General features: G+C 50.2%; 24 protein-coding genes. 6 read left to right on the top strand and 18 right to left on the bottom strand.

What is annotated here, in order from left to right; translation table 11 throughout:
- Nucleotides 1–19 precede the first annotated feature (19 nt).
- Entirely contained in the window at nt 20–346 is a 327-nt protein-coding gene (locus DT73_RS04885; RefSeq protein WP_036104785.1) for a gamma-glutamylcyclotransferase, read from the top strand.
- 30 nt (nt 347–376) lie between these two features.
- On the opposite strand, the gene DT73_RS26415 is transcribed toward DT73_RS04885, so the two are convergent.
- Nucleotides 377–526: a hypothetical protein gene (locus DT73_RS26415; RefSeq protein ID WP_160173958.1), complete on the bottom strand. Its 150-nt coding sequence runs from the start codon at nt 524–526 to the stop codon at nt 377–379.
- A 22-nt stretch (nt 527–548) separates the two neighbouring features.
- A complete protein-coding gene (locus DT73_RS04880) occupies nt 549–1250 on the bottom strand; it encodes a pirin family protein (RefSeq protein WP_036104781.1) in 702 nt (233 codons plus the stop codon).
- A gap of 101 nt (nt 1251–1351) precedes the next feature.
- Between DT73_RS04880 and DT73_RS04875 the strand changes: the two genes are divergently transcribed.
- Nucleotides 1352–2251 (top strand): LysR family transcriptional regulator, encoded by a 900-nt coding sequence (locus tag DT73_RS04875; RefSeq protein ID WP_036104778.1) that lies wholly within the window; start codon nt 1352–1354, stop codon nt 2249–2251.
- Between the two features lie 49 nt (nt 2252–2300).
- On the opposite strand, the gene DT73_RS04870 is transcribed toward DT73_RS04875, so the two are convergent.
- The 11 genes from DT73_RS04870 to DT73_RS04815 form a co-directional block, all read right to left on the bottom strand.
- Entirely contained in the window at nt 2301–2666 is a 366-nt protein-coding gene (locus DT73_RS04870) for a DUF805 domain-containing protein (RefSeq protein ID WP_036104776.1), read from the bottom strand.
- A 195-nt stretch (nt 2667–2861) separates the two neighbouring features.
- On the bottom strand, nt 2862–3851 hold the full coding sequence (locus tag DT73_RS04865) for a glutathione S-transferase family protein (RefSeq protein ID WP_036104773.1): 990 nt from the start codon (nt 3849–3851) through the stop codon (nt 2862–2864).
- A gap of 137 nt (nt 3852–3988) precedes the next feature.
- Complete coding sequence (locus DT73_RS04860; protein ID WP_036104770.1) at nt 3989–4381, bottom strand: DoxX family protein; 393 nt, start codon at nt 4379–4381, stop codon at nt 3989–3991.
- A gap of 192 nt (nt 4382–4573) precedes the next feature.
- Nucleotides 4574–4849: a YqjK-like family protein gene (locus tag DT73_RS04855; RefSeq protein WP_036104768.1), complete on the bottom strand. Its 276-nt coding sequence runs from the start codon at nt 4847–4849 to the stop codon at nt 4574–4576.
- Complete coding sequence (locus DT73_RS04850; protein ID WP_036105131.1) at nt 4842–5240, bottom strand: phage holin family protein; 399 nt, start codon at nt 5238–5240, stop codon at nt 4842–4844. Before DT73_RS04850 ends, DT73_RS04855 begins: the two co-directional genes overlap by 8 nt.
- Before the next feature lie 2 nt (nt 5241–5242).
- On the bottom strand, nt 5243–5542 hold the full coding sequence (locus DT73_RS04845) for a YqjD family protein (RefSeq protein ID WP_036104765.1): 300 nt from the start codon (nt 5540–5542) through the stop codon (nt 5243–5245).
- 97 nt (nt 5543–5639) lie between these two features.
- A complete protein-coding gene (locus tag DT73_RS04840) occupies nt 5640–5891 on the bottom strand; it encodes a DUF1090 family protein (protein ID WP_051691275.1) in 252 nt (83 codons plus the stop codon).
- Nucleotides 5892–6058: 167 nt separating this feature from the next.
- Nucleotides 6059–6445 carry an EnvZ/OmpR regulon moderator MzrA gene (gene mzrA / locus DT73_RS04835; protein WP_036104762.1) on the bottom strand — a complete coding sequence of 129 codons (387 nt, stop codon included), beginning with the start codon at nt 6443–6445 and terminating at the stop codon, nt 6059–6061.
- Nucleotides 6442–7104 carry a DedA family protein gene (locus DT73_RS04830; protein WP_036104760.1) on the bottom strand — a complete coding sequence of 221 codons (663 nt, stop codon included), beginning with the start codon at nt 7102–7104 and terminating at the stop codon, nt 6442–6444. Before DT73_RS04830 ends, mzrA begins: the two co-directional genes overlap by 4 nt.
- A gap of 356 nt (nt 7105–7460) precedes the next feature.
- Entirely contained in the window at nt 7461–8237 is a 777-nt protein-coding gene (gene exuR, locus DT73_RS04820) for a transcriptional regulator ExuR (protein WP_036104752.1), read from the bottom strand.
- 121 nt (nt 8238–8358) lie between these two features.
- On the bottom strand, nt 8359–9660 hold the full coding sequence (locus DT73_RS04815) for an MFS transporter (protein ID WP_036104750.1): 1302 nt from the start codon (nt 9658–9660) through the stop codon (nt 8359–8361).
- Between the two features lie 474 nt (nt 9661–10134).
- Between DT73_RS04815 and uxaC the strand changes: the two genes are divergently transcribed.
- The 3 genes from uxaC (at nt 10135) to DT73_RS04800 (ending at nt 13677) form a co-directional block, all read left to right on the top strand.
- Complete coding sequence (uxaC, locus tag DT73_RS04810) at nt 10135–11547, top strand: glucuronate isomerase (protein ID WP_036104748.1); 1413 nt, start codon at nt 10135–10137, stop codon at nt 11545–11547.
- An 18-nt stretch (nt 11548–11565) separates the two neighbouring features.
- Entirely contained in the window at nt 11566–13053 is a 1488-nt protein-coding gene (locus tag DT73_RS04805; RefSeq protein ID WP_036104737.1) for a UxaA family hydrolase, read from the top strand.
- 93 nt (nt 13054–13146) lie between these two features.
- Nucleotides 13147–13677 carry a YgjV family protein gene (locus DT73_RS04800; RefSeq protein ID WP_036104732.1) on the top strand — a complete coding sequence of 177 codons (531 nt, stop codon included), beginning with the start codon at nt 13147–13149 and terminating at the stop codon, nt 13675–13677.
- 40 nt (nt 13678–13717) lie between these two features.
- Here the strand turns inward: DT73_RS04800 and sstT are convergent, their stop codons facing one another.
- The 4 genes from sstT to DT73_RS04780 all read right to left on the bottom strand — a co-directional run bounded on the left by sstT (nt 13718) and on the right by DT73_RS04780 (nt 18028).
- The gene (sstT, locus tag DT73_RS04795; protein ID WP_036104729.1) at nt 13718–14965 is read right to left on the bottom strand and encodes a serine/threonine transporter SstT; all 1248 of its coding nucleotides are present in this window, start codon (nt 14963–14965) and stop codon (nt 13718–13720) included.
- 256 nt (nt 14966–15221) lie between these two features.
- A complete protein-coding gene (locus DT73_RS04790; RefSeq protein ID WP_036104726.1) occupies nt 15222–16190 on the bottom strand; it encodes a TerC family protein in 969 nt (322 codons plus the stop codon).
- Between the two features lie 268 nt (nt 16191–16458).
- Nucleotides 16459–17457, bottom strand: a complete 999-nt coding sequence (locus DT73_RS04785; protein ID WP_036104723.1) for a Gfo/Idh/MocA family protein — start codon at nt 17455–17457, stop codon at nt 16459–16461.
- 67 nt (nt 17458–17524) lie between these two features.
- Entirely contained in the window at nt 17525–18028 is a 504-nt protein-coding gene (locus DT73_RS04780; RefSeq protein WP_036104721.1) for a M48 family metallopeptidase, read from the bottom strand.
- A gap of 85 nt (nt 18029–18113) precedes the next feature.
- Between DT73_RS04780 and rlmG the strand changes: the two genes are divergently transcribed.
- A complete protein-coding gene (gene rlmG / locus DT73_RS04775) occupies nt 18114–19247 on the top strand; it encodes a 23S rRNA (guanine(1835)-N(2))-methyltransferase RlmG (protein WP_036104710.1) in 1134 nt (377 codons plus the stop codon).
- Here rlmG and DT73_RS04770 read toward each other — a convergent pair whose 3' ends face one another.
- Nucleotides 19248–21269, bottom strand: coding sequence for an NADPH-dependent 2,4-dienoyl-CoA reductase (locus DT73_RS04770; protein ID WP_036104708.1), 2022 nt, complete (start codon nt 21267–21269; stop codon nt 19248–19250).
- Nucleotides 21270–21312 lie beyond the last annotated feature (43 nt).

Below are 21312 nucleotides of genomic sequence, written 5' to 3'. Positions count from 1 at the left end.
ACTGGTACCAGGAGCAGCTATGGCACATTTGTTTGTCTATGGATCTCTCTGCCCGGGGGAGGAAAACGCCGGGTTGTTGATGCAAATGGAAGGTCTTTGGGAACCGGCCCAGGTAATGGGGCATGTAGTCAATGCGGGCTGGCGCACACTCGGTGGTTACCCGGCACTGGTACTGAGCTCACAGGGCGAAATGGTTGACGGATATCTTTTTTCATCCCCAGGACTGGATGAAAACTGGGCAATGCTGGATGATTTTGAAGGTACTGACTACCAGCGGGTAACCGTGGAAGTGACTACGCAACAGGGACAAAAAATTTGTGCTTTTGTCTATAGCCTGAAGGCCTGATGCCCCAGGCCTGGCAGAAAAAGTGTGGTGTCAGGCATAAAGCTCTTCAGCCAGGCGAACTTGTGCTTCCGCCACAATAGCTTCGAGCTCATCCAGCGTTTGGGCAAAAATATCGTCGAGCGAAGCGGGCTGCGTCACCGGTATTGTTGCGCTGTTTGCAGATGTTTGTTCGTGTTGCATAACAGTCTCTCTCATGGCGTTGTTATACAGGCAAGTCTACCAGCAACCCTTCCAGGTCGGTATCCGCCACAAGGGTTAGATGTGCCTCATCCTTAATAAATGCGCCGTCACCACAAGTCATATGGGCCTTTTCCTGAGCGCCTGTTTGTGCGTGAAAAGTACCATGAATAGACTGTAAATATGCCCGTGGACCATGTAACTGGAACTCTGCCTGTTCGCCTGCTTTCAGGTTCACATAATGGAGCCAGACTTGCTGGCGCAGCACCAGGCTGTTTTGTTTGCCATCTGGTGAGGCAATTAACTGCTGCTTGTCTTCTGCCAGGGTTATTTTCTGGACTAACGGATTTTCGCGTTCCGGGCAGGCATCAAGCCACAGTTGCATCCTGGTAAGGGATTTATCTTTACTGGCATTATGCTCGCTGTAACTACAACCCTGCTGAGTGGATAAAAGCAATGCTTCACCTGCTTTAACCCGAATATGGTTACCTTCGCTGTCGCGGTATTCTGCTTCACCATCCAGAATTAAATTCAGGATATCTACTTTAGGGTATGTGCGCGGCTGGAATGCAGCTCCAGGCGCCAGAACTTCCTGGTTCAGTACACGTAACGATGCGTAGCCGAGTAAGTCCGGGTCAAAGTAATGCCCAAATGAGAAAGTGTAGCGTGCCTGTAACCAGCCGAAATCTGCCTGGCCACACTGTTTTGCTGTTCTTGTCGTAATCATGTTTTAACCTCTTTTTGCTCTCTCCATGTTAAGTAACTGGACGCTGCATTGTTAGCCAGTTAATCTGCTGGGTATGTTCAAATTTCCTGAAAGAGAAGAGGATGGCAAAAGAACGCGCACTCACGCTGGAGTCATTAAGAGTGATGGATGCTATTGACCGGCGGGGAAGTTTTGCAGCAGCGGCAGATGAATTGGGCAGGGTACCTTCCGCACTGAGTTACACCATGCAAAAGCTTGAGGAAGAGTTGGATGTGGTGCTCTTCGACCGCTCAGGCCACCGTACAAAATTCACTAATGTCGGCAGAATGCTGCTGGAACGGGGCAGGGTGTTGCTGGAAGCGGCCGATAAACTCACAACAGATGCCGAAGCACTGGCCAGGGGGTGGGAAACTCACCTGACGATTGTAACTGAAGCGCTGGTACCTACTTTTGCGTTATTTCCTTTAGTAGAGAGGCTGGCAGAAAAAGCCAATACACAGCTTTCTCTGCTGACTGAGGTACTGGCTGGTGCCTGGGAGCGCCTGGAGCAAGGGCGTGCCGATATCGTTATTGCACCAGACATGCATTTTCGCTCTTCAACAGAGATTAACTCCCGGAAGCTGTACTCCATGAAGAATGTCTATGTTGCAGCGGCAGACCATCCTATCCATAACGAGGCAGAACCGCTTTCAGAGGTAACGCGTGTGAAATACCGGGGCATAGCGGTGGCTGACACCGCACGGGAGCGCCCGGTATTAACCGTCCAACTGCTGGATAAACAGCCGCGCCTTACGGTAAGTACCATTCATGATAAGCACCGGGCCTTGCTGGATGGCATGGGGGTGGCAACCATGCCATGGCCGCTGGTGAAACAGGATATTGAGGAAGGGCGTTTACGGGTTGTGAGCCCCGAATCGACCAGCGAAGTTGACATTATTATGGCCTGGCGGCGCGACAGCATGGGTGAGGCCAAGTCATGGTGCCTGCGTGAAATACCGAAGTTGTTCGCGCATATGAAATAACCCACGCTTTTGCATCAGAACCCGGGGAGTTACACCGGGTTCTGTGTTGTCAGTTAATCGCTATTTTAGGGTCATTGCCAAAACGGTTGGCACCACGGTTACCTTCCTGGCAATAGAACACCAGCAAAATCAGCGCGCCAATAAGTGGTATGAGCATCAGTAGCAGCCACCAGGCTGAACGGTCAGTATCGTGCAGGCGTCGGAATTGCAGCGCCAGTGAGGGAACTAACACAAACAGGCTATACAAGGACGATAATACACCCTGCTCATGAATACGCAGGTGTAACATATTGTCCAGCACTGCCAGAACTGCAGCAAAAATGATATTAACCAGGGTAAACATCCAAAATTCTTTGCGGCGAGCCCGCCCCTGAAAACCAACGTAATTGCGCAGCGCGCTTAAATACCAGTCCATTTGCACTCTCCTTTCCAGTCAGAAGATCTTTTTAATCACCAGATAAAGCATAGGACTGAAAATAAAACTGGCAAATTGCAGGCACAGAGAATGGCTGAGTTCTCACCTTTTTGAACATGAATGGTGGGGAGTTTGTGGAATCAATGCAAGAACCGGGCGCGGGCCCGGTTTTTGTCGCGCGACTTAACCTGCCATTTAACCTGGAAACTGCAGTTCGCGCCCGTGGGGCTCCATTAAATTCTGAACCGGGCCTGTGGAGATAATGCCTGTTGGGTTAATGGTTTTATGGCTGCAAAAATAGTGGTGGCGAATATGGTCAAAGTTTACGGTATTGGCAATTCCGGGGATCTGGTAAATATCCCGTAAGTACGCAAACAGGTTGGGGTAATCACTGATTCGCTTGCGGTCGCATTTGAAGTGGGTGACATACACCGGGTCAAAACGGATAAGCGTGGTCCACAGGCGGATATCTGCTTCTGTCATTTGGTTACCAACCAGCCAGCGTTGTTGCCCCAGCAGGTCTTCCAGTTTATCCAGCGCAGTAAACACACCGGCTACCGCTTCATCATACGCTTCCTGAGACGTCGCAAACCCTGCCTTGTACACGCCATTATTCACGGAGTCATAGATCCAGGCGTTAGCCTCATCTATTTGTGCACGTAAATATTCGGGATAGTAATCTCCCGCTGTTGCGCCCAGTGCATCAAATGCACTGTTAAACATACGGATAATCTCAGCCGATTCGTTGCTGACAATCGTCTGGTTTTGCTTATCCCACAGTACGGGGACGGTAACACGGCCAGAGTATTGTTCATCGGCATGTAAGTAGAGTTGGTATAAATACTCATGCTGGTACAGGCTATCCCCCGTAGCGCCCGGGAAATCCTGTGCCAGTGTCCAGCCGTGTTCAAACATCAACGGGTGGACCACCGAAACGGGAATGAAATCAGAAAGCCCTTTCAGTTGCCGCATAATCAGCGTTCGGTGGGCCCAGGGGCAGGCAAGAGAGACATATAAATGGTAGCGGGATGTTGATGCTTCAAACCCACCGGTTCCGGTTGGGCCTGGTGTGCCATCTGGCGTTATCCAGTTGCGAAAAGCGGAGACAGAGCGTTTGAATCGCCCGCCTGTTGATTTCGTATCATACCAGGTATCGTGCCACACTCCGTCAATAAGTTGTCCCATGTCTGTTTCCTCTGTTCTGTGTCTTTAACCCGGCTTCCCAACATAAACTGTCATAGCGAGAAACAAGTGAAGGGCTGACTGTCAGTTGCCGTGATACAGCAAAAGCGGAGACATTCTCCGCTTTTTGCTTTGAACCATTACCAGCTCTTTTTCAGGATACGATCCAGGCTGATTGCACCAGGGCCGGTGATGAAAAGCAGCAGATAACCGCCAGCAATCGTCAGGTTTTTCATGAACATCAGTGAGTTCACGCCTTCTGCAAAATTACTGTGGAAGATAAACGCAGTAATTAATGTGAAGACTGCAGTAATAATAGCTGTTGTGCGAGTCAGGAAACCAAACAGGATAGCCAGGCCACCGCCGAACTCCAGTAAGATGGTCAGCGGCAGTAAAGCCCCCGGTACACCCATTGCCTGCATATATTGTTGAGTTGCACCGTAAGCGTTGATTTTTCCCCAGCCGGCATAGATAAACAGAATTGGCATCAGGATGCGTGCAACCAGAAAACCAATATTTTCGAATTTTTTCATCTTACTCTCTCCAGAAAACCAGTTTGTTTTTATTGAGTAGCAGCAGGTAATTAGTGTGCCTTGCTGTCCATGGCTGAATAATAAAGAGAGTGAAGGGAGATTGTTAGCAAGTAAAATTGTCAGAAAAATTCAAAAAAATTGACGGTGTTGGGATGCGGTGAATCCCACGGGCAAACCGCGGGATTTTATCAGTCAGCGCAGCAAGTTACGGACTAAACGCCAGGTGCTCCAGACCAGTGGCCCACGCCTTAGCAGGCGTATCAGCCTTCCTGGGTGGCGCAATTGCCAGGTTGCCAGTACACCACTTCCGGCTATGGCTACCCATTTGTAGCGGGCCAGATGCCGCCAGCCAGCATCTACCGGAGCCATGGCAGAAAGCCACTCGCGCTCTGCACTGAGCAAGTCAAGGCGTTGTTGCTGAATACGCAATGTCAGCCGCGCCTTTCGCTCGGCAAGTGATTCACTCATGGTGAGTATCCTCCAGCGCCTGCCTGTCTTTTGATAACTCTTTCCGAGTCTGGCGCAGCAGAGTGGATGCCCGTGATTTATGCAATGCCATAAGGCCACAGAAGAGTGCGAGGAGTAGCAATACCACTGTGGCTGCAGTCAGGGCATAGAGCCGGTATTGGGGGTCAATAACCCAAACAATAAGCACTAACAGGCTGGCAAGGCCAAACAGAGCGAAAAGCAGTGTCAGTGACAGCAGGAGAAGCAACTGAAACAGGCGTGCTTTTTCCTCTTCCAGTTCGACTACGGCTAACTGAAGCCTGGTCTCCACCATGGAGACCAGCAGCGACAGAATACGCTTTCCCGAACCAAGAATACGCCCTCCCGGCCCTTGTGTCGGAGAATCGCCCATCATTAACGACGCGCCAGCAGCATACCTAATACCAGGCCCGCAGCGGCACCGATGCCGATTCCTGCCCAGGGGTTTTCATGAACATAGTTATCTGCTTTGCAGGCAGCCTCTTTGGTCTGGCGTAGTACCGCTTCGCTGGTTTCAGTCACCCGCACCCGGCTCTGTTTCAGCATACGTTCAGCTTTGGCGCGTACTTTCTCAACTTCCTCTTTAGATTTCTCGCCTGAAGAATTCAGTACTTCTTCGAGGGTATCAGCCAGGGATTTCAGTTCATCACGCAGTTGTTCAGTATCTTTGGACATACAGGCTTCTCCAGTTAATTCACAGTTCCATGAATCAGGCACCTGTACACATGTTGAGGTGCCTGCTGTAACGCTGGTCTGCCGTTAGAGTGGGCCTTTATCGCGCATGAGTGGTTTTATGTTTTTCACCCGATAAGTTGTTGCGATGGGATTCTTCCCTGCACCGGGATCTGACCTCCGCCAGAGCCTTATTCAGGCCATCAATACGGCGCTGATTGTGGTGCTTTTTCGCATAACTTATCTCACGCAATATATCTTGCTGTTTGTCCTGACAGGCGGTGGATGCCTGTATCAGAGGGGAGAAAAACAGCAAAGTAAACGTACAAACCAGCAAGGTGCGATAATTCATTGTTAACACGTCCGTTCGTTTCTGGTAGCAGCAACAAGGGGGCACCAGTCCGTTGAAGATGCTGTCAGTTTAGCGATTTTGTATTTTTAAATCGCCTGGTAAGCATAGTCAGGATGAAGCTAAACGGCAAAGTAAGTGAAAATATTCAGAATATTCGGTAAAGCAGGTCAGCCAATTCTGGAGGGTGAAACACCGAGACGGGCCAGCCAGTGATCAAACGGAGTAGGTTCCTGGCGTGGAGTAATGACATACCCATGGGGAAGCGTTGCGGAAAGAACCCGGGCAGCGGCTTCGCTTTGCACGTTGGAATCAAACTTAATCACGAGCTTATTGTTATCTGGTGTAATGCTTTTTACCCGAATGCCATTGGCATCAAGGTGGTGCCAGACGAAGAAACCATCGGGAATTGTTGCGCCAGCCCGTGCCGGGCGAATTTCCAGTGTTGTGTCTGGTTTGCGGGTCGCGGCCCAGAATACGGTACTGGCACAAATCAGTAACAAGGCCACTATAGCGAGGTGGGCACGGTTGTTGGTTAAATGACGGAACAGTTTCATCCTTTGCTCCCGTTGCGTTTTTTCCACAACATCACCAGGGACCCCAGCAGACCGAAGACCAGCAGCACCACCGGGATAAGCATCAGACAGGACATCAACGCATCTTCATATTTGGCAAATACAGGGGTTTTACCCAGCAGATAACCCAGTGCAGTCAAAATCAGCACCCACAACAACCCACTCATCCAGTTGAAAAACTGAAAACGAGAGCTGCTCAGGCCAGAAAGGCCAGCAATGGTTGGGAGAAGAGTACGAACAAATGCGATAAACCTGCCCACAAGCAGCGCGGAAAGACCATGTTTATGGAACAAGTGGTGGGCACGTTGATGATAATGGGTGGGCAGATGTGACAGCCATTTCTGCACAAGGCGAGTGTTGCCAAGCCAGCGGCCCTGAACAAAGCCTACCCAGGAACCCAGGCTTGCTGCTGCGGTCAGCAAAATCAATGTGGGGACGGCTGCAAGTGCGCCTTTAGCAATCAGTACGCCGATTAAAATCAACAAACTGTCTCCAGGAAGGAATGCTGCCGGGAGTAAGCCATTTTCCAGGAACAAAATCGTAAATAAAACGAAATACAACATGCCAATCATTGAAGGATTGGCAAGGGTTTCAAAATCCTGACTCCAGAGTGCATTAAGGAGTTGTGTAAAAAGTTCCATTCAGGGGTCCTGGCACATCAGTCAAAACCAATAACGTCAGAAGGAGGCAAATGGAGGGATGGGTTTGTCGCGCGGATGCAGCTGTAACAACTTTTTCAGCGTGCAAACTATTTACCACCGTACAAACTATACCACCGTATAAAAAACAGCCTTCTCTGGCGTATCACATACGTGGCAAAAGGCAGCAAAAAGCCAGGCTGGCCACGAAAAATGCGTACAATTGTAACAAATATAGATGTTGTGCGTCACAATATTTAGCAGCAGTCGGGCTGATTTTGCGCGGTAAAATGCAGGCTGGCGAGAGTATTTACAAAGGCTGACACTAACGCCCTGAATATCTCTCGCTCATTGCCGGATTATTTGTGTGGGATACCGGGGGCTTCAAGGTGAACAACCGGGTTTTCAGCAAACAAGTAGCGGTCTGCATTGAACTCAAAGTCATCGCTGGTTTCATTAAACAGCATCTGTTTGGTATTTTCCAAATGCTGCCACATTGCCAGTTTAGCGGCATGGGGATCTTTTCTGACCAGAGCACGCATAATCTGATCGTGGTCTTCACACCAGTGATCGACAGTTCTGAGATCGATATGATCGTGTAACTTTTTCCAGTAAGGGTTATGAACACGCTGTGTCCACATTCTTTCGACAATTGCAGCTAACGCACTGTTTTGGGTGGCCAGAGCAACCTGCACATGGAACTGTAAATCCCATTGTGAATCCCTGAAACATTTCTCATGCCGCGCCTGTTCCTGGATTTCCATCAACTTCATGATGTCTTGCTTGGTAACCTGCGTGGCTGCGAATTCTGCAATATTGCTTTCAATCAACTGGCGGGCCTGGAGTAACTCGAAAGGGCCGTAATTGGCAAATTCAAACCGCTCATCAGGTTGGGTGCTGTAGCGGGCCTGGCTGGCAATAACGTGAATGCCTGAGCCTTTACGAACTTCAACATACCCTTCCACTTCAAGCATGATGATGGCTTCGCGTACTACTGTACGGCTGACATTTTTCTCATCAGCAATAAAACGTTCCGCCGGTAATTTGTCTCCGACAAGATAAACGCCGCTTTCTATTCGGTGTTTTAGCTCAGCGGCCAGTTGCTGATATAAGCGACGAGAATCCGATATCTCCATAAGCGGCTCCAGGATGGGGTCTGATACATAATGAAACTAATTTGTTATACCACTTATCTCTTCCCGGCTCTACTTGATGCTAACAAAAAGCCGCCTGAAGGCGGCTTTTTGAGAACCAGGTTTAACTTTGCGCCGCAGTGTGACCGACGCCACCTTCATCCACAATATCTTCAGCGGATTTATTTTTCAGTACCGTCCAGATAACCAGCGCACCGAGCAAGTCGAACACTGCCAGTACGGCAAACAGCGGGCTGAAGCCAATTTTGTCTGCCAGCGCACCAACCACCAGGGCAAACAGAGTACTGGCGGTCCAGGCTGCCATACCGGTCATCCCGTTAGCGGTAGCCACTTCGTTGCGCCCAAATACGTCAGAAGACAGCGTAATCAGAGCACCGGACAGAGCCTGGTGAGCAAAGCCGCCCACACACAGCAGAGCGATAGCAACATACGGGCTGGTGAACAGGCCAATAGTACCCGGGCCAATCATCAGGAATGCACCCATGGTGACAACCAGTTTACGGGAAACAATCAGGTTAACACCGAACCAGCGCTGGAACAGCGGAGGTAAATACCCACCAATTACGCAACCCAGGTCAGCAAACAGCATTGGCATCCAGGCAAACATAGCAATTTCTTTCAGGTTAAAGCCATAAGCTTTGAACATGAACAGCGGAATCCATGCGTTAAAGGTACCCCAGGCCGGTTCTGCAAGGAAACGCGGTAATGCGATGCCCCAGAATTGACGGTTACGCAGGATCTGCCAGGCAGATAATTTCTTGCTGTTATTGGTTTGGTGCTGAGCTTCCTGACCACCGATGATGTAATCACGTTCTTCATCAGACAGTTTTTTCTGATCTTTCGGGTGCTTATAGAAGAACAACCACAGCATCGCCCAGCCAAAACTCAGTACCCCGGTGATAACAAACGCCATTTCCCAGCTGTGGATCATAATTGCCCACACAACCAGAGGCGGAGCGATCATGGCACCAATAGAGGAACCTACGTTGAAGTAGCCCACGGCAATAGAACGTTCTTTTGCCGGGAACCATTCACTACTGGCTTTCAGGCCGGCAGGGATCATTGCTGCTTCTGCGGCACCAACTGCACCACGGGCAATAGCCAGGCCACCCCAGCTGCCTGCCAGCGCGGTTGCGCCACAGAAGACAGCCCAGAAGATAGCAAATACGGCGTAGCCAACTTTTGTACCAAGAATATCAAGGATATAGCCAGCAACAGGCTGCATAACTGTGTAGCATGCAGAATAAGCGGCAATAATATAAGAGTATTGCTGAGTAGTAATATGAAGCTGTTCTTGCAGAGTCGGCGCAGCCACAGCGACAGTGTTACGGGTTAAATACCCCAACACTGTCCCCAGCGTGACCAGTGCAATCATGTACCAGCGTAAGCCTTTGATCTTTCGCATTTCAAACCTCAGTATTTGTTTTCAACCGCGCCACACGGTTGCATTGCAGGACCAGGCCTGCATATGAGTTTTATTCAGGAGGGTTCTACCAGAGTGACTCTAAGGTATGGCCCATGCCTTGCTAGTTAGAATGTGTAAAGCATCCGGCATCCATACCCACAGAAGCGATAAAAGCGCATCGCCAAATATTCCGTAATATTTACTGTTCTTGACGAGGCAAAAGATAACTTGTCATACAGCTTTAAAAGTTGAGAGCCATCACAAAAGTGCATTAAAGGCAGGGTTATTAAACGAAGATAAGCTACGCCACATCTGGCGCGGCCTGCGGTCCTTTTTTTAACTTTAAATAAACATAATTTGTATGGTTTATGTGATCGGGGACACAAAATTCTGCTCGGATGCAATGAATTGGTGTGATAACTTTATAGCCATACTGATTAGGTATCCGATAACGTGTCCAGAGGAACAACGATAATGACTCGGTTTATGACTGAAGACTTTCTGCTTGATACTGAATTTGCCCGTCGCTTGTACCATGACTACGCAGCGGATGAGCCAATTTTTGACTTCCACTGCCACCTTCCCCCGCAGCAAGTCGCAGAAAACTATCGTTTTAAAAACTTGTATGACATCTGGTTGAAAGGTGATCACTACAAATGGCGTGCTATGCGTTCTAATGGTGTTGCTGAACGTCTTTGCACCGGCGATGCGACTGACCGCGAAAAATTCAACGCCTGGGCGGAAACCGTGCCGCACACCATTGGTAACCCGCTTTACCACTGGACGCACCTGGAACTGCGTCGCCCGTTTGGTATTACAGGTAAACTGCTGTCACCGAAAACTGCAGATGAAATTTGGGAACAGTGCAATGCACTGCTCGCTGAAGATGCTTTCTCTGCTCGCGGTATCATGAAGCAGATGAACGTGAAAATGGTTGGGACAACTGATGACCCAATCGATGCCCTGAATCACCACAGCGCCATTGCCGCTGATTCCAGTTTTGACATCAAAGTGTTGCCAAGCTGGCGTCCGGACAAAGCTTTTAACATCGAACTGGCTACTTTTGTTGATTACATCGGCAAACTGGCAGAAGTTTCTGACACCGATATTCGTCGTTTCAGCGATTTGCAAACTGCGCTGAAAAAACGCCTGGACCACTTCGAAGCCCATGGTTGTAAGGTGTCTGACCACGCGCTGGATGTCGTAATGTATGCCGATGCAGATGAAACTACGCTGGATGGCATCCTTTCTCGCCGCCTGACTGGTGCAACACCGTCTGCGCTTGAAGTTGCGCAGTTTAAAACTGCCGTACTGGTGTGGCTGGGTGCGGAATATGCCCGTCGTGGTTGGGTTCAGCAATACCACATTGGTGCATTGCGCAACAACAACACCCGCCAGTTTAAACTGCTGGGGCCGGATGTTGGTTTCGACTCCATCAATGACCGCCCGCTGGCTGAAGAGCTTGCTCGTCTGTTGGATAAACAGAACGAAAATAATCAACTGCCGAAAACCATTCTTTATTGCCTGAACCCGCGTGATAACGAAGTCCTGGGTACCATGATTGGTAACTATCAGGGCGAAGGTATCGCCGGGAAAATGCAGTTTGGCTCTGGCTGGTGGTTTAACGACCAGAAAGACGGTATGGAACGCCAAATGACTCAACTGGCGCAGTTGGGCCTGTTAAGCCGCTTTGTTGGTATGCTGACCGACAGCCGTAGCTTCCTGTCATACACCCGTCATGAATATTTCCGTCGTATCCTGTGCCAGATGATTGGCCGTTGGGTCGAAGCGGGTGAAGCACCAGCAGATATCGAGTTGTTAGGCCAGATGGTGAAAAACATCTGCTTTAACAATGCGCGTGATTATTTTGCTATTGAACTGAACTAAGTCTCAACTGAGGTTGATATGCAATACATTAAGATCCATTCGCAAGATAATGTCGCTGTTGCGCTAGTGGACCAGGCCGAAGGGGCCATCGTCAATGTCGATGGGCAGGATATTACCCTGCTTCAACCTGTTGCGCGTGGGCACAAGTTCGCCATCCGGGCAATCGCAAAGGACGAGAACGTCGTTAAGTATGGTCTGCCTATTGGTCATGCACTGGTTGATATCCGGCCAGGTGAGCACCTTCACTCGCATAATATGCGTACCAATCTGAGCGATCTGGACGAGTACAGCTATCAACCTGAAGCACTGGGATCCATGGTGCAGGCGGGGGATCGCGATGTTCAGATCTACCGCCGTTCCAATGGCGAAGTGGGTGTGCGTAATGAGTTATGGATCCTGCCTACAGTTGGGTGCGTAAACGGGATCGCTCGCCAAATTCAGCAGCGTTTTCTGAAAGAGAATGATGACGCCTCTGATATTGACGGGGTTTTCCTGTTCGGCCATAACTACGGTTGTTCTCAGCTGGGCGATGATCACATCAATACGCGTACGATGCTGCAAAATATGGTTCGCCACCCGAATGCCGGGGCAGTACTGGTTATTGGTCTGGGTTGTGAAAACAACCAGATCAGCGCGTTTCGTGAAACCCTGGGCGAGTTCGATGAAGAACGCGTTCACTTTATGATTTGCCAGCAGCAAGACGATGAAGTGGAAGCCGGGGTTGAACACCTCCAGGCATTATATGAAACGATGCGTCATGATAAACGCCAGCCAGGTAAACTCAGTGAACTGAAGTTTGGCCTTGAATGTGGTGGTTCTGACGGGTTGTCTGGTATTACGGCTAACCCAATGCTTGGGCGTTTCTCTGATTTTATGGTTGCCAATGGCGGCACCACAGTATTAACGGAAGTGCCAGAAATGTTTGGTGCCGAACGTATTCTGATGAGCCATTGCCGTGATGAAAGTACGTTTGAAAAGACAGTCACTATGGTGAATGACTTCAAACAATATTTCATTGCCCATAACCAGCCTATCTACGAAAACCCATCACCAGGTAACAAAGCTGGCGGGATTACCACACTGGAAGAGAAATCACTGGGATGCACGCAGAAAGCGGGCTCCAGCCAGGTTGTGGATGTGCTGCGTTATGGTGAGCGCCTGAAAAACCACGGTGTTAACCTGTTAAGCGCACCAGGCAACGATGCCGTAGCTACCAGTGCGCTGGCTGGTGCGGGTTGCCATATGGTGCTGTTCAGCACCGGGCGTGGTACACCTTATGGCGGGTTTGTGCCCACCGTTAAGATTGCCACGAACAGTGAACTGGCTGCGAAAAAACCACACTGGATAGATTTCGATGCCGGTCAGTTGCTGCACGGAACTCTGATGCCGCAATTACTGGAAAAATTCATCGATCTTATTGTGGATATTGCCGACGGCAAACAAACCTGCAATGAGAAAAATGATTTCCGTGAACTGGCTATCTTCAAGAGTGGTGTCACATTGTAAAATGTCGTCACTGGCGTAAAATAAAACGGCGTTTCACTTGGTGAAGCGCCGTTTCTTTTTTGCATCATCTATTCCTACTGTTAAGGGTTTCCCATGTCAGTCTATTGGCTTGCTCAGGGCATCGGGGTCATTGCGTTTTTGATTGGTATAACTACTTTTCTCAATCGTGATGAACGGCGTTTTAAGGTACAGCTTTCAATATACAGTGCTGTTATCGGTATTCATTTTTTCCTGATGGGGGCATTCCCGGCGGGTGCCAGCGCGGAACTCAATGCCATCCGGACCTTAATCACTCTGCGTACCCGTAGTTTATGGGTGATGGGGATCTTTATCGTCCTGACATTGTTGTCAGGCACCATCCATGTTGAGCACTGGTTTGAAGTGCTGCCAGTGATTGGGACTATTGCCAGTACCTGGGCGTTATTTCGTTGCAAAGGCCTGACCACACGCTGTGTTATGTGGTGTTCAACAGCATGCTGGGTGACACACAACGCCTTACTGGGTTCGATAGGCGGTACGCTGATAGAAGGGAGTTTTTTAATCGTCAACGGCGTGACAATTATTCGCTTCTGGAAGATGCAGAAACGTGGGATCGACCCATTTTTAGTAGAGAAAACGCGCTAATGTTCCCCCCGGCCAGGCCGGAGGGACAGACTGAGTAAGCTTAGCCGCGTAATGGGTTACTGTCGGCCAGCCGGGCATCTTCAGCCTGGCATGCTGCGGCGGTGAACAGGGCATCGGTAGATGAGTTCAGAGCCGTTTCACAGGAATCTTGCAGTACACCAATAATGAAGCCAACAGCAACAACCTGCATGGCGACATCATTCTGAATACCAAACATCCCACAAGCCAGTGGAATCAGCAGCAGAGAGCCACCGGCAACACCAGATGCGCCACAGGCACACAGCGATGCCACAACGCTCAGCAACAAGGCTGTGGGCAAATCAACTGCGATACCCAGAGTATGTACTGCCGCCAGTGTCAGCACGGTAACAGTGATAGCGGCACCGGCCATATTAATGGTTGCACCCAGTGGGATAGATACCGAGTAAGTGTCTTTATCCAGGTTCAGCTTCTCACACAGCGCCATATTCACCGGGATATTTGCTGCAGAGCTGCGGGTGAAGAATGCTGTTACACCACTTTCGCGCAGGCAGGTAAATACCAGAGGGTAGGGGTTGCGGCGAATTTTCCAAAATACCAGTAACGGGTTAACCACCAGGGCAACCAGTATCATGCAACCAACCAGCGCTATCAGTAACTGGCCGTAGCTCAGCAAAGTACTGAACCCTGTTTCTGCCAGCGTGGAAGAAACCAGGCCAAAAATACCCAGCGGTGCAAAACGGATAACAACACGCACCATAAATGTTACGGCATGTGAGAAGTCGGTAACCAGGTTTTTGGTTCCTTCGTTTGCATGACGCAGAGCGAAACCTAAACCCACAGCCCACACGAGGATACCAATATAGTTGCCTTTCAGCAGGGCATCGACCGGGTTGGATACCATACTCATCAGCAGGCCTTTCAATACTTCAACAATACCAGAAGGCGGGGTGACATCAGTGGCGGCTGCTGTCAGATGCAAAGAGGAGGGGAAGACAAAACTGACCACCACTGCACACAGTGCCGCGCTGAATGTCCCCAATAAATAGAGCACCAGAATAGGACGGATGTTGGTTTTACGCCCCTTGGTATGGCTGGCAATGGAAGACATAACCAGCATCAGCACCAGTACTGGTGCAACGGCTTTCAATGCGCCGACAAATAATGTGCCGAGCAGGCCGACTGCCAGGGCTGCGGGTTTTGATGCCCACGCCAGCAGAATACCCAGAATCAAACCTACGAGGATTTGTTTAACCAGACTGCCCTGCGCAATACGCTGGAACAGGCCAGGAGAAGAGTGTGTAGCCATTGATATTTCCTGTCTGAGATGATGCGAAACATCCCGGCTGCCGTATTATTTGTGACATTTATAGCGGGATGTAACAATGTGTTTGCATGGATGAGTATAAGGATATTCTGTCGCGGTGGAAGCGATATGCTCTAATTCTTTTGAGTCCATCCAGAATTAATAACTAAGCTGTAACATTTTTGTGATAATTGCAGCAAATGTGCAGCCTGTGGCTTTACCAAATAATAAAGGGGCAAACGCCCCTTTATTCAGATGATTATTTCACCTTGTTTTGTTTGTCATTTCGCCAGTTTACCCAGCTATTGAGCAGTAATGTCAGGGCCAGAATGGCGCCAACTACGCCCAGAGAGATGCCAACCGGGATATGGAAAAAGTCCACAATGAGCATCTTCACGCCAATGAATACCAGAATGACTGCCAGCCCGTACTTCAGCATAGAGAAGCGTTCAGCAACCCCTGCCAGCAGGAAATACATGGCACGCAGCCCCAGAATGGCAAACAAGTTAGAAGTGAGCACAATAAATGGGTCGGTAGTAACAGCAAAAATGGCCGGGATACTGTCAACGGCAAAAATCACATCGCTGAGCTCTACCAGAATCAGCACCAGCAGCAGCGGGGTGGCGAACAGCAGACCATTTTTGCGCACTACAAAGTGTTCATTCTCAATGGTGTCCGTCATACGTAAGTGGCCTTTCAGCCAGCGCACCAGAGGTTTATTTTCCAGGCTGCTGTCATCTTCTTTAGCGACGGCCATTTTAATCCCGGTGAACAGCAGAAATGCGCCAAACAGGTACAGCACCCAGGAGAACTGCGTAATGAGCCAGCTGCCGGTAAAAATCATGATAGTTCTCAGGACAATCGCTCCCAGAACACCATAAATAAGCACCCTGCGTTGTAATGCTGCCGGTACAGCAAAATAGCTGAACAGCATCAGCCAGACAAAAACGTTATCTACCGCCAGTGCTTTTTCAATCAGGTAACCGGTCAAAAAAGCCAGCGCCTGCGTATCGGCGATTGCACGGTCCTGTGTTTCGGTGAGATACCACCAGAAGGCGAGGTTGAAAAGCAGAGAAAGCGAAACCCAGATAACCGACCAGACGGCGGCTTGCTTCATTGACATGGCATGGGCACCACGGCGGCCCTGCAACAGCAGATCAATTGCCAGCATAATGGCAACGACAACAGCAAAACTGCCCCACAGCAAGGGAGTGCCAACACTATTCATGGAGAGATTCCTTACAAAACAAAAACGGCCAGTGTCGGAAGACGCCAGCCGTATCGCTACATTGCGTGCACCTCGCCTTCCGGCAAGGTCTCACTTACAATGCGTTATGGAACCAATGTTCTGGAACCCATCCACATTGCCCGGTGACCGGAAGCTTGCGCTTCGTAATGACGACCAGCCGGCAATGAAGTTACTCCCCTTTGCGCGTAACAAAATATGTCAGCAGCACGGTATAAACAAGGTACCGGCACCGGTGATTTACCTAAATTTACGCAATAAGTGGTTCCGTGGTAGCGTCCGCCGGGAACACTACACCTGTTTGCTGGCGAATTTCTGTCTGCCAGCGTGCAATACCCAGGCTACAGGCCAGGTGAGGGTGCTCAACAAGGTTCTGTTCCACATAGTCGGCAAACAGCAGTGCTTCATACAGCATAGTATTAATATGCTGGGGAACGGTCAGCGTTTGCGCTGAACCCCCGCGCGGCATGAATGTTACCGCCTGGCATTCAGATAATTTTTCTATGAGCAATGACCCTGATTCGCCCTGGATTTCACTGGGCAGCGATGAATCACTCACCTTAGAGTGCTGCAGCGTCACATCGAAATCACCGTAGTTCATGATGACTGTGCCATGGGCATCCACACCGTTATCCAGCAAACTGGCATGCGCTTTTACCTCAAGCGGCTCACCGAACAACGCGATGGCTGACCCCAGGCAATAGAACCCAATATCCATAATGGAGCCATTAGAAAATGCCGGGTTAAACGTATTGGGGTTTTCACCATCCAGGTAGCGCTGGTAACGGGAAGAGTACTGGCAATAATTGAGCAGCACTTTGCGCAACTTACCCACTTTAGGCAGCGCATTTTGCAATACCTGAAAATTAGGCAGAGCAGGGGTTTTGAAGGCTTCAAACAGCACTACCCGGTTTTCTCTGGCGCAGGCAATGGCCGCTTGTGCTTCATCAAAGTTGGATGCCAGTGGTTTCTCGCAAATAACATGCTTTTTGTGGCTGAGAAACAACTGTGTCTGGGAAAAGTGCATGGCGTTTGGGCTGGCGATATATACGGCATCAATTTCAGCGTGGCAGGCCATTTGCTCAAGGGAAGTAAACAAATGGGATACCGGGTAATCGCGGGCAAAGGCTTCGGCCTGCTCAAGTGTACGTGAGTAAACGGCAACGAGTTGATATTTACCGCTTTCATGGGCCGCATCAACAAACTGGCGGGTTATCCAGTTAGTTCCAACAACAGCGAAACGTATCATAGACAGGCACTGTCTCCAGTAGGGGTTATCATCTCAGGTTAGCACGTTTTTTTGTGGGTAAAACGCATCAGGAAGCCGTTTTTTGTAGCGAAAGGTGCGTAAGCCACAGGCGGGTATCGAATTCTAACTGGTGGTAATCGGGTGCCATATGGCAGCACAACTGGTAAAAGGCTTTGTTGTGCTCTTTCTCTTTAAGGTGGGCCAGTTCATGGACAACTATCATGCGTAAGAAGGCTTCCGGGGCCTCGCGAAACAATGTCGCTACCCGAATCTCTGCTTTTGCCTTGAGTTTATTCCCCTGAACCCGGGAAATAGCGGTATGCAGGCCCAACGCGTGTTTGACCACATGAATTTTGTTATCCCACAATACTTTATTAATGGGCGGAGCACTGCGCAAATACTGGCTTTTCATCTCCTGAACATAAGACCACAGCGCTTTATCCGTCACAATTTCGTGGCGGGCCGGGTAGCGTTTTTCAATAAGCTTTCCAAGCTTCCCCTGTGCAATTAACGTTTCAACCTGAGTCAGCAATGATGCCGGGTAACCCTGTAAAAACGGGCGTGTTGTCATATTCTCTCCGCGAGTCAGGAAAAAGGTTTACTCTGAGAGCAAATTAAGGGATAAAACGCGCAGATTTTAGCACTGTGGAGAACCAATGAGCCAGGTAGAGTTAGCCGGGCGCGTATTCGCGCTGGAACGTTTCCCTGTTACTGACGACATCAACCCGCTGCAGGCGTGGGATGCGGCAGATGAATATTTACTGCAACAGGTTGGCGGGGATATCGACGGGCCTCTGGTCATTCTCAACGACAATTTCGGCGCATTAACCTGCGCTTTGGCTGAGCATAACCCGGTTTTTGCCAGCGATTCCTTACTCGCGCAAATTGCCACAGAACGCAACCTGCAAAATAACGGGCTTGATGATAATGCGGTTACATTCCAGGACAGCCTTGCTGGCCTGCCTGAAAAACCTGCACTGGTGCTGATTAAGGTACCCAAACAGCTGGCGTTACTGGCACATCAACTGGAGCAAATTCGCCAGGTTGCCTCACCGCAAACGCGTATTATTGCTGCGGGTAAAGCAAAAGAAATCCATAACTCCACCCTTGCATTGTTTGAGCGTATTCTCGGGCCAACCACAACATCCCTGGCCTGGAAAAAAGCCCGCCTGATCCACTGCACTTTTACTGCGCCTGCATACCAGCCTGCCAGCCAGACTGAGCAATGGCCTGTGCCGGAAACTGGCTGGACTATTCATAACCACGCCAATGTATTTTCCCGTAGTTCACTGGATATCGGCGCGCGTTTCTTTATGCAGCACCTGCCAGAAAACCTGGAAGGCAGCCTGGTGGATTTAGGGTGTGGTAATGGTGTTATTGGCCTGTCTTTGTTGAGCCAAAACCCACAGGCTCAGGTGACATTTATTGATGAGTCCTCAATGGCTGTGGCCTCCAGCCGTCTGAATGTCGAGGAAAACCTGCCAGGTGATGTGGAGCGCTCTGTTTACCTGGTGAATAACTCGCTTGCGGGGCTGGAAGCGAATCAGTTCGATGCCGTACTGTGTAATCCTCCGTTTCACCAACAAAATGCCGTTACAGATAACATTGCCTGGCAGATGTTTAATGATGCCCGCCGTTGCCTGAAATATGGCGGCGAGTTGCGCATTGTCGGCAACCGCCACCTGGATTATTACGCCAAACTCAAGCGTGTCTTTGGTAATTGCACCACTCTGGCAACCAACAAAAAATTTGTTGTATTGCGGGCAGTGAAAACCCGCAAACAATACTGATCACAGGCTCAGCGCGAGGCGGGTGCCTTGCGCTATGGCTCTGCGGGCATCAAGCTCGGTTGCCACATCACAGCCGCCAATCAGGTGTACTTGCTTACCCAATTCCTCCAGTGGCCGGGATAATGCCCGCAGTGGCTCCTGGCCTGCGCAAATAATCACATTATCCACTGCCAGAATTTGCTCTTCTTCCCCACAACGGATGTGCAGGCCTGCATCGTTAATACGCAGATATTGCACACCTGCCAGCATTTTTACACCGCGCTGTAGCAGGGTGGTCCTGTGGATCCAGCCGGTTGTTTTCCCCAAACCTTCACCGGGTTTGCTGTTTTTGCGTTGCAGCATAATGATTTCGCGTGGGTTATCTGGCGTATGAACCCCTCCCGGGATCAGGCCGCCGGCATGCTGGAGTGACGTATCGATTCCCCACTCCTGGCAAAAACGCGCCACATCAAGGCTGGTGGCTGCGCCGTTCTGGCTTAAGTACATGGCGGTATCAAAGCCAATACCGCCGCAACCAATAATTGCCACACGCTTGCCAACGGGGTGCTTATCGCGCAGTACTTCAAGGTAGCTCAGCACACTGGGGTGATGAATGCCGTCGATGTCTGGTGTACGTGGTGCTACACCGGTTGCCAGAACCACCTCTTGCCATTCGGTTAACTGCTCTGGCGCTACCCGTTCGCCAAGGCGTACATCGACATGGTGTAGTTCCAGCATGCGTTGGTAGTAACGTAAGGTCTCCCTGAATTCTTCTTTACCGGGGATCTCTTTAGCTATATTGAACTGCCCGCCAATCGTACTGGCCTGGTCAAACAAGGTAACGTGGTGGCCACGCATGGCGGCATTGACTGCGAAAGCCAGGCCTGCGGGGCCTGCGCCTACCACTGCAAGCCTGCGCTTCCCGGCTGCCGGGCGCAGGGGCAACTCGGTTTCATGGCAGGCCCGTGGGTTGACCAGGCAGGAAGTGATCTTCCCGATAAAAATTTGATCAAGGCAGGCCTGGTTACAGGCGATACAGGTATTGATTTCATCACTTCGCCCGCTTTCCGCTTTTGAAATAAACTCGGCATCAGCGAGGAATGGGCGTGCCATGGAAACCATATCTGCATCACCGTCACGTATAATTGCTTCCGCAACATCCGGGTCATTGATACGGTTGGTGGTTATCAATGGAATGGCGACTTTGCCTTTGAGTTTGCGCGTCACCCAGCTAAAAGCTGCGCGAGGGACTGACGTGGCAATCGTGGGAATACGTGCTTCATGCCAGCCAATGCCGGTGTTTATCAGCGTTGCGCCTGCCTGTTCAATGGCGCGTGCAAGCATGCAGGTTTCAGCAAAGGTGCTGCCACCTTCCACCAGATCCAGCATCGACAAGCGGTAGATAATAATAAATTGCTCACCCGCTGCCTTGCGAACGGCAGACACAACTTCTGTTGCAAAACGCATGCGGCGGGGCCAGTCACCTCCCCATGCATCATCACGCTGATTAGTGCGCGCTGCGAGAAACTCGTTAATTAAATACCCTTCAGACCCCATGATTTCCACGCCGTCATAGCCTGCTTTTTGTGCCAGCATGGCGCAGCGGGCAAAATCATCAATCAGCGCCAGAATCTCTTCATGGGTTAGCGCATGGGGTTTGAAACGGTTAATTGGAGCCTGAATGGCTGAAGGTGCCACCGGATGTGGCTGGTAGCTATAGCGACCGGTATGCAGGATTTGTAAGGCAATTTTCCCGCCTTGCTGGTGGACCGCATCAGTAATGACCTGGTGCGCCCTGAGATGCTGCTCTGTATCCAGTGTCGCACCTTGTGCCATCGCGACTCCGGAAGGGCAAGGGGCGACGCCACCTGTCACTATCAGAGCTACGCCGTGCTTTGCCCGCTCAGCATAAAAAGCGGCCAGGCGCTCAGGGCCATTGGGGTGCTCTTCCAGCCCCGTATGCATGGACCCCATAAGTACCCGGTTTTTCAGAGTAGTGAAACCCAAATTAAGGGGGGACAGCAGCGATGGATAGCTCATCATTTTTTCCGTTTTTGTTATGTGGTCGGATGAGTTATTAATTTAG

This window comes from Mangrovibacter sp. MFB070 (assembly GCF_000705335.1).
Taxonomy (GTDB): domain Bacteria; phylum Pseudomonadota; class Gammaproteobacteria; order Enterobacterales; family Enterobacteriaceae; genus Mangrovibacter; species Mangrovibacter plantisponsor.
Note: the sequence above shows the minus strand (reverse complement) of the source record. Positions and strands in the feature narration are given on the sequence as shown.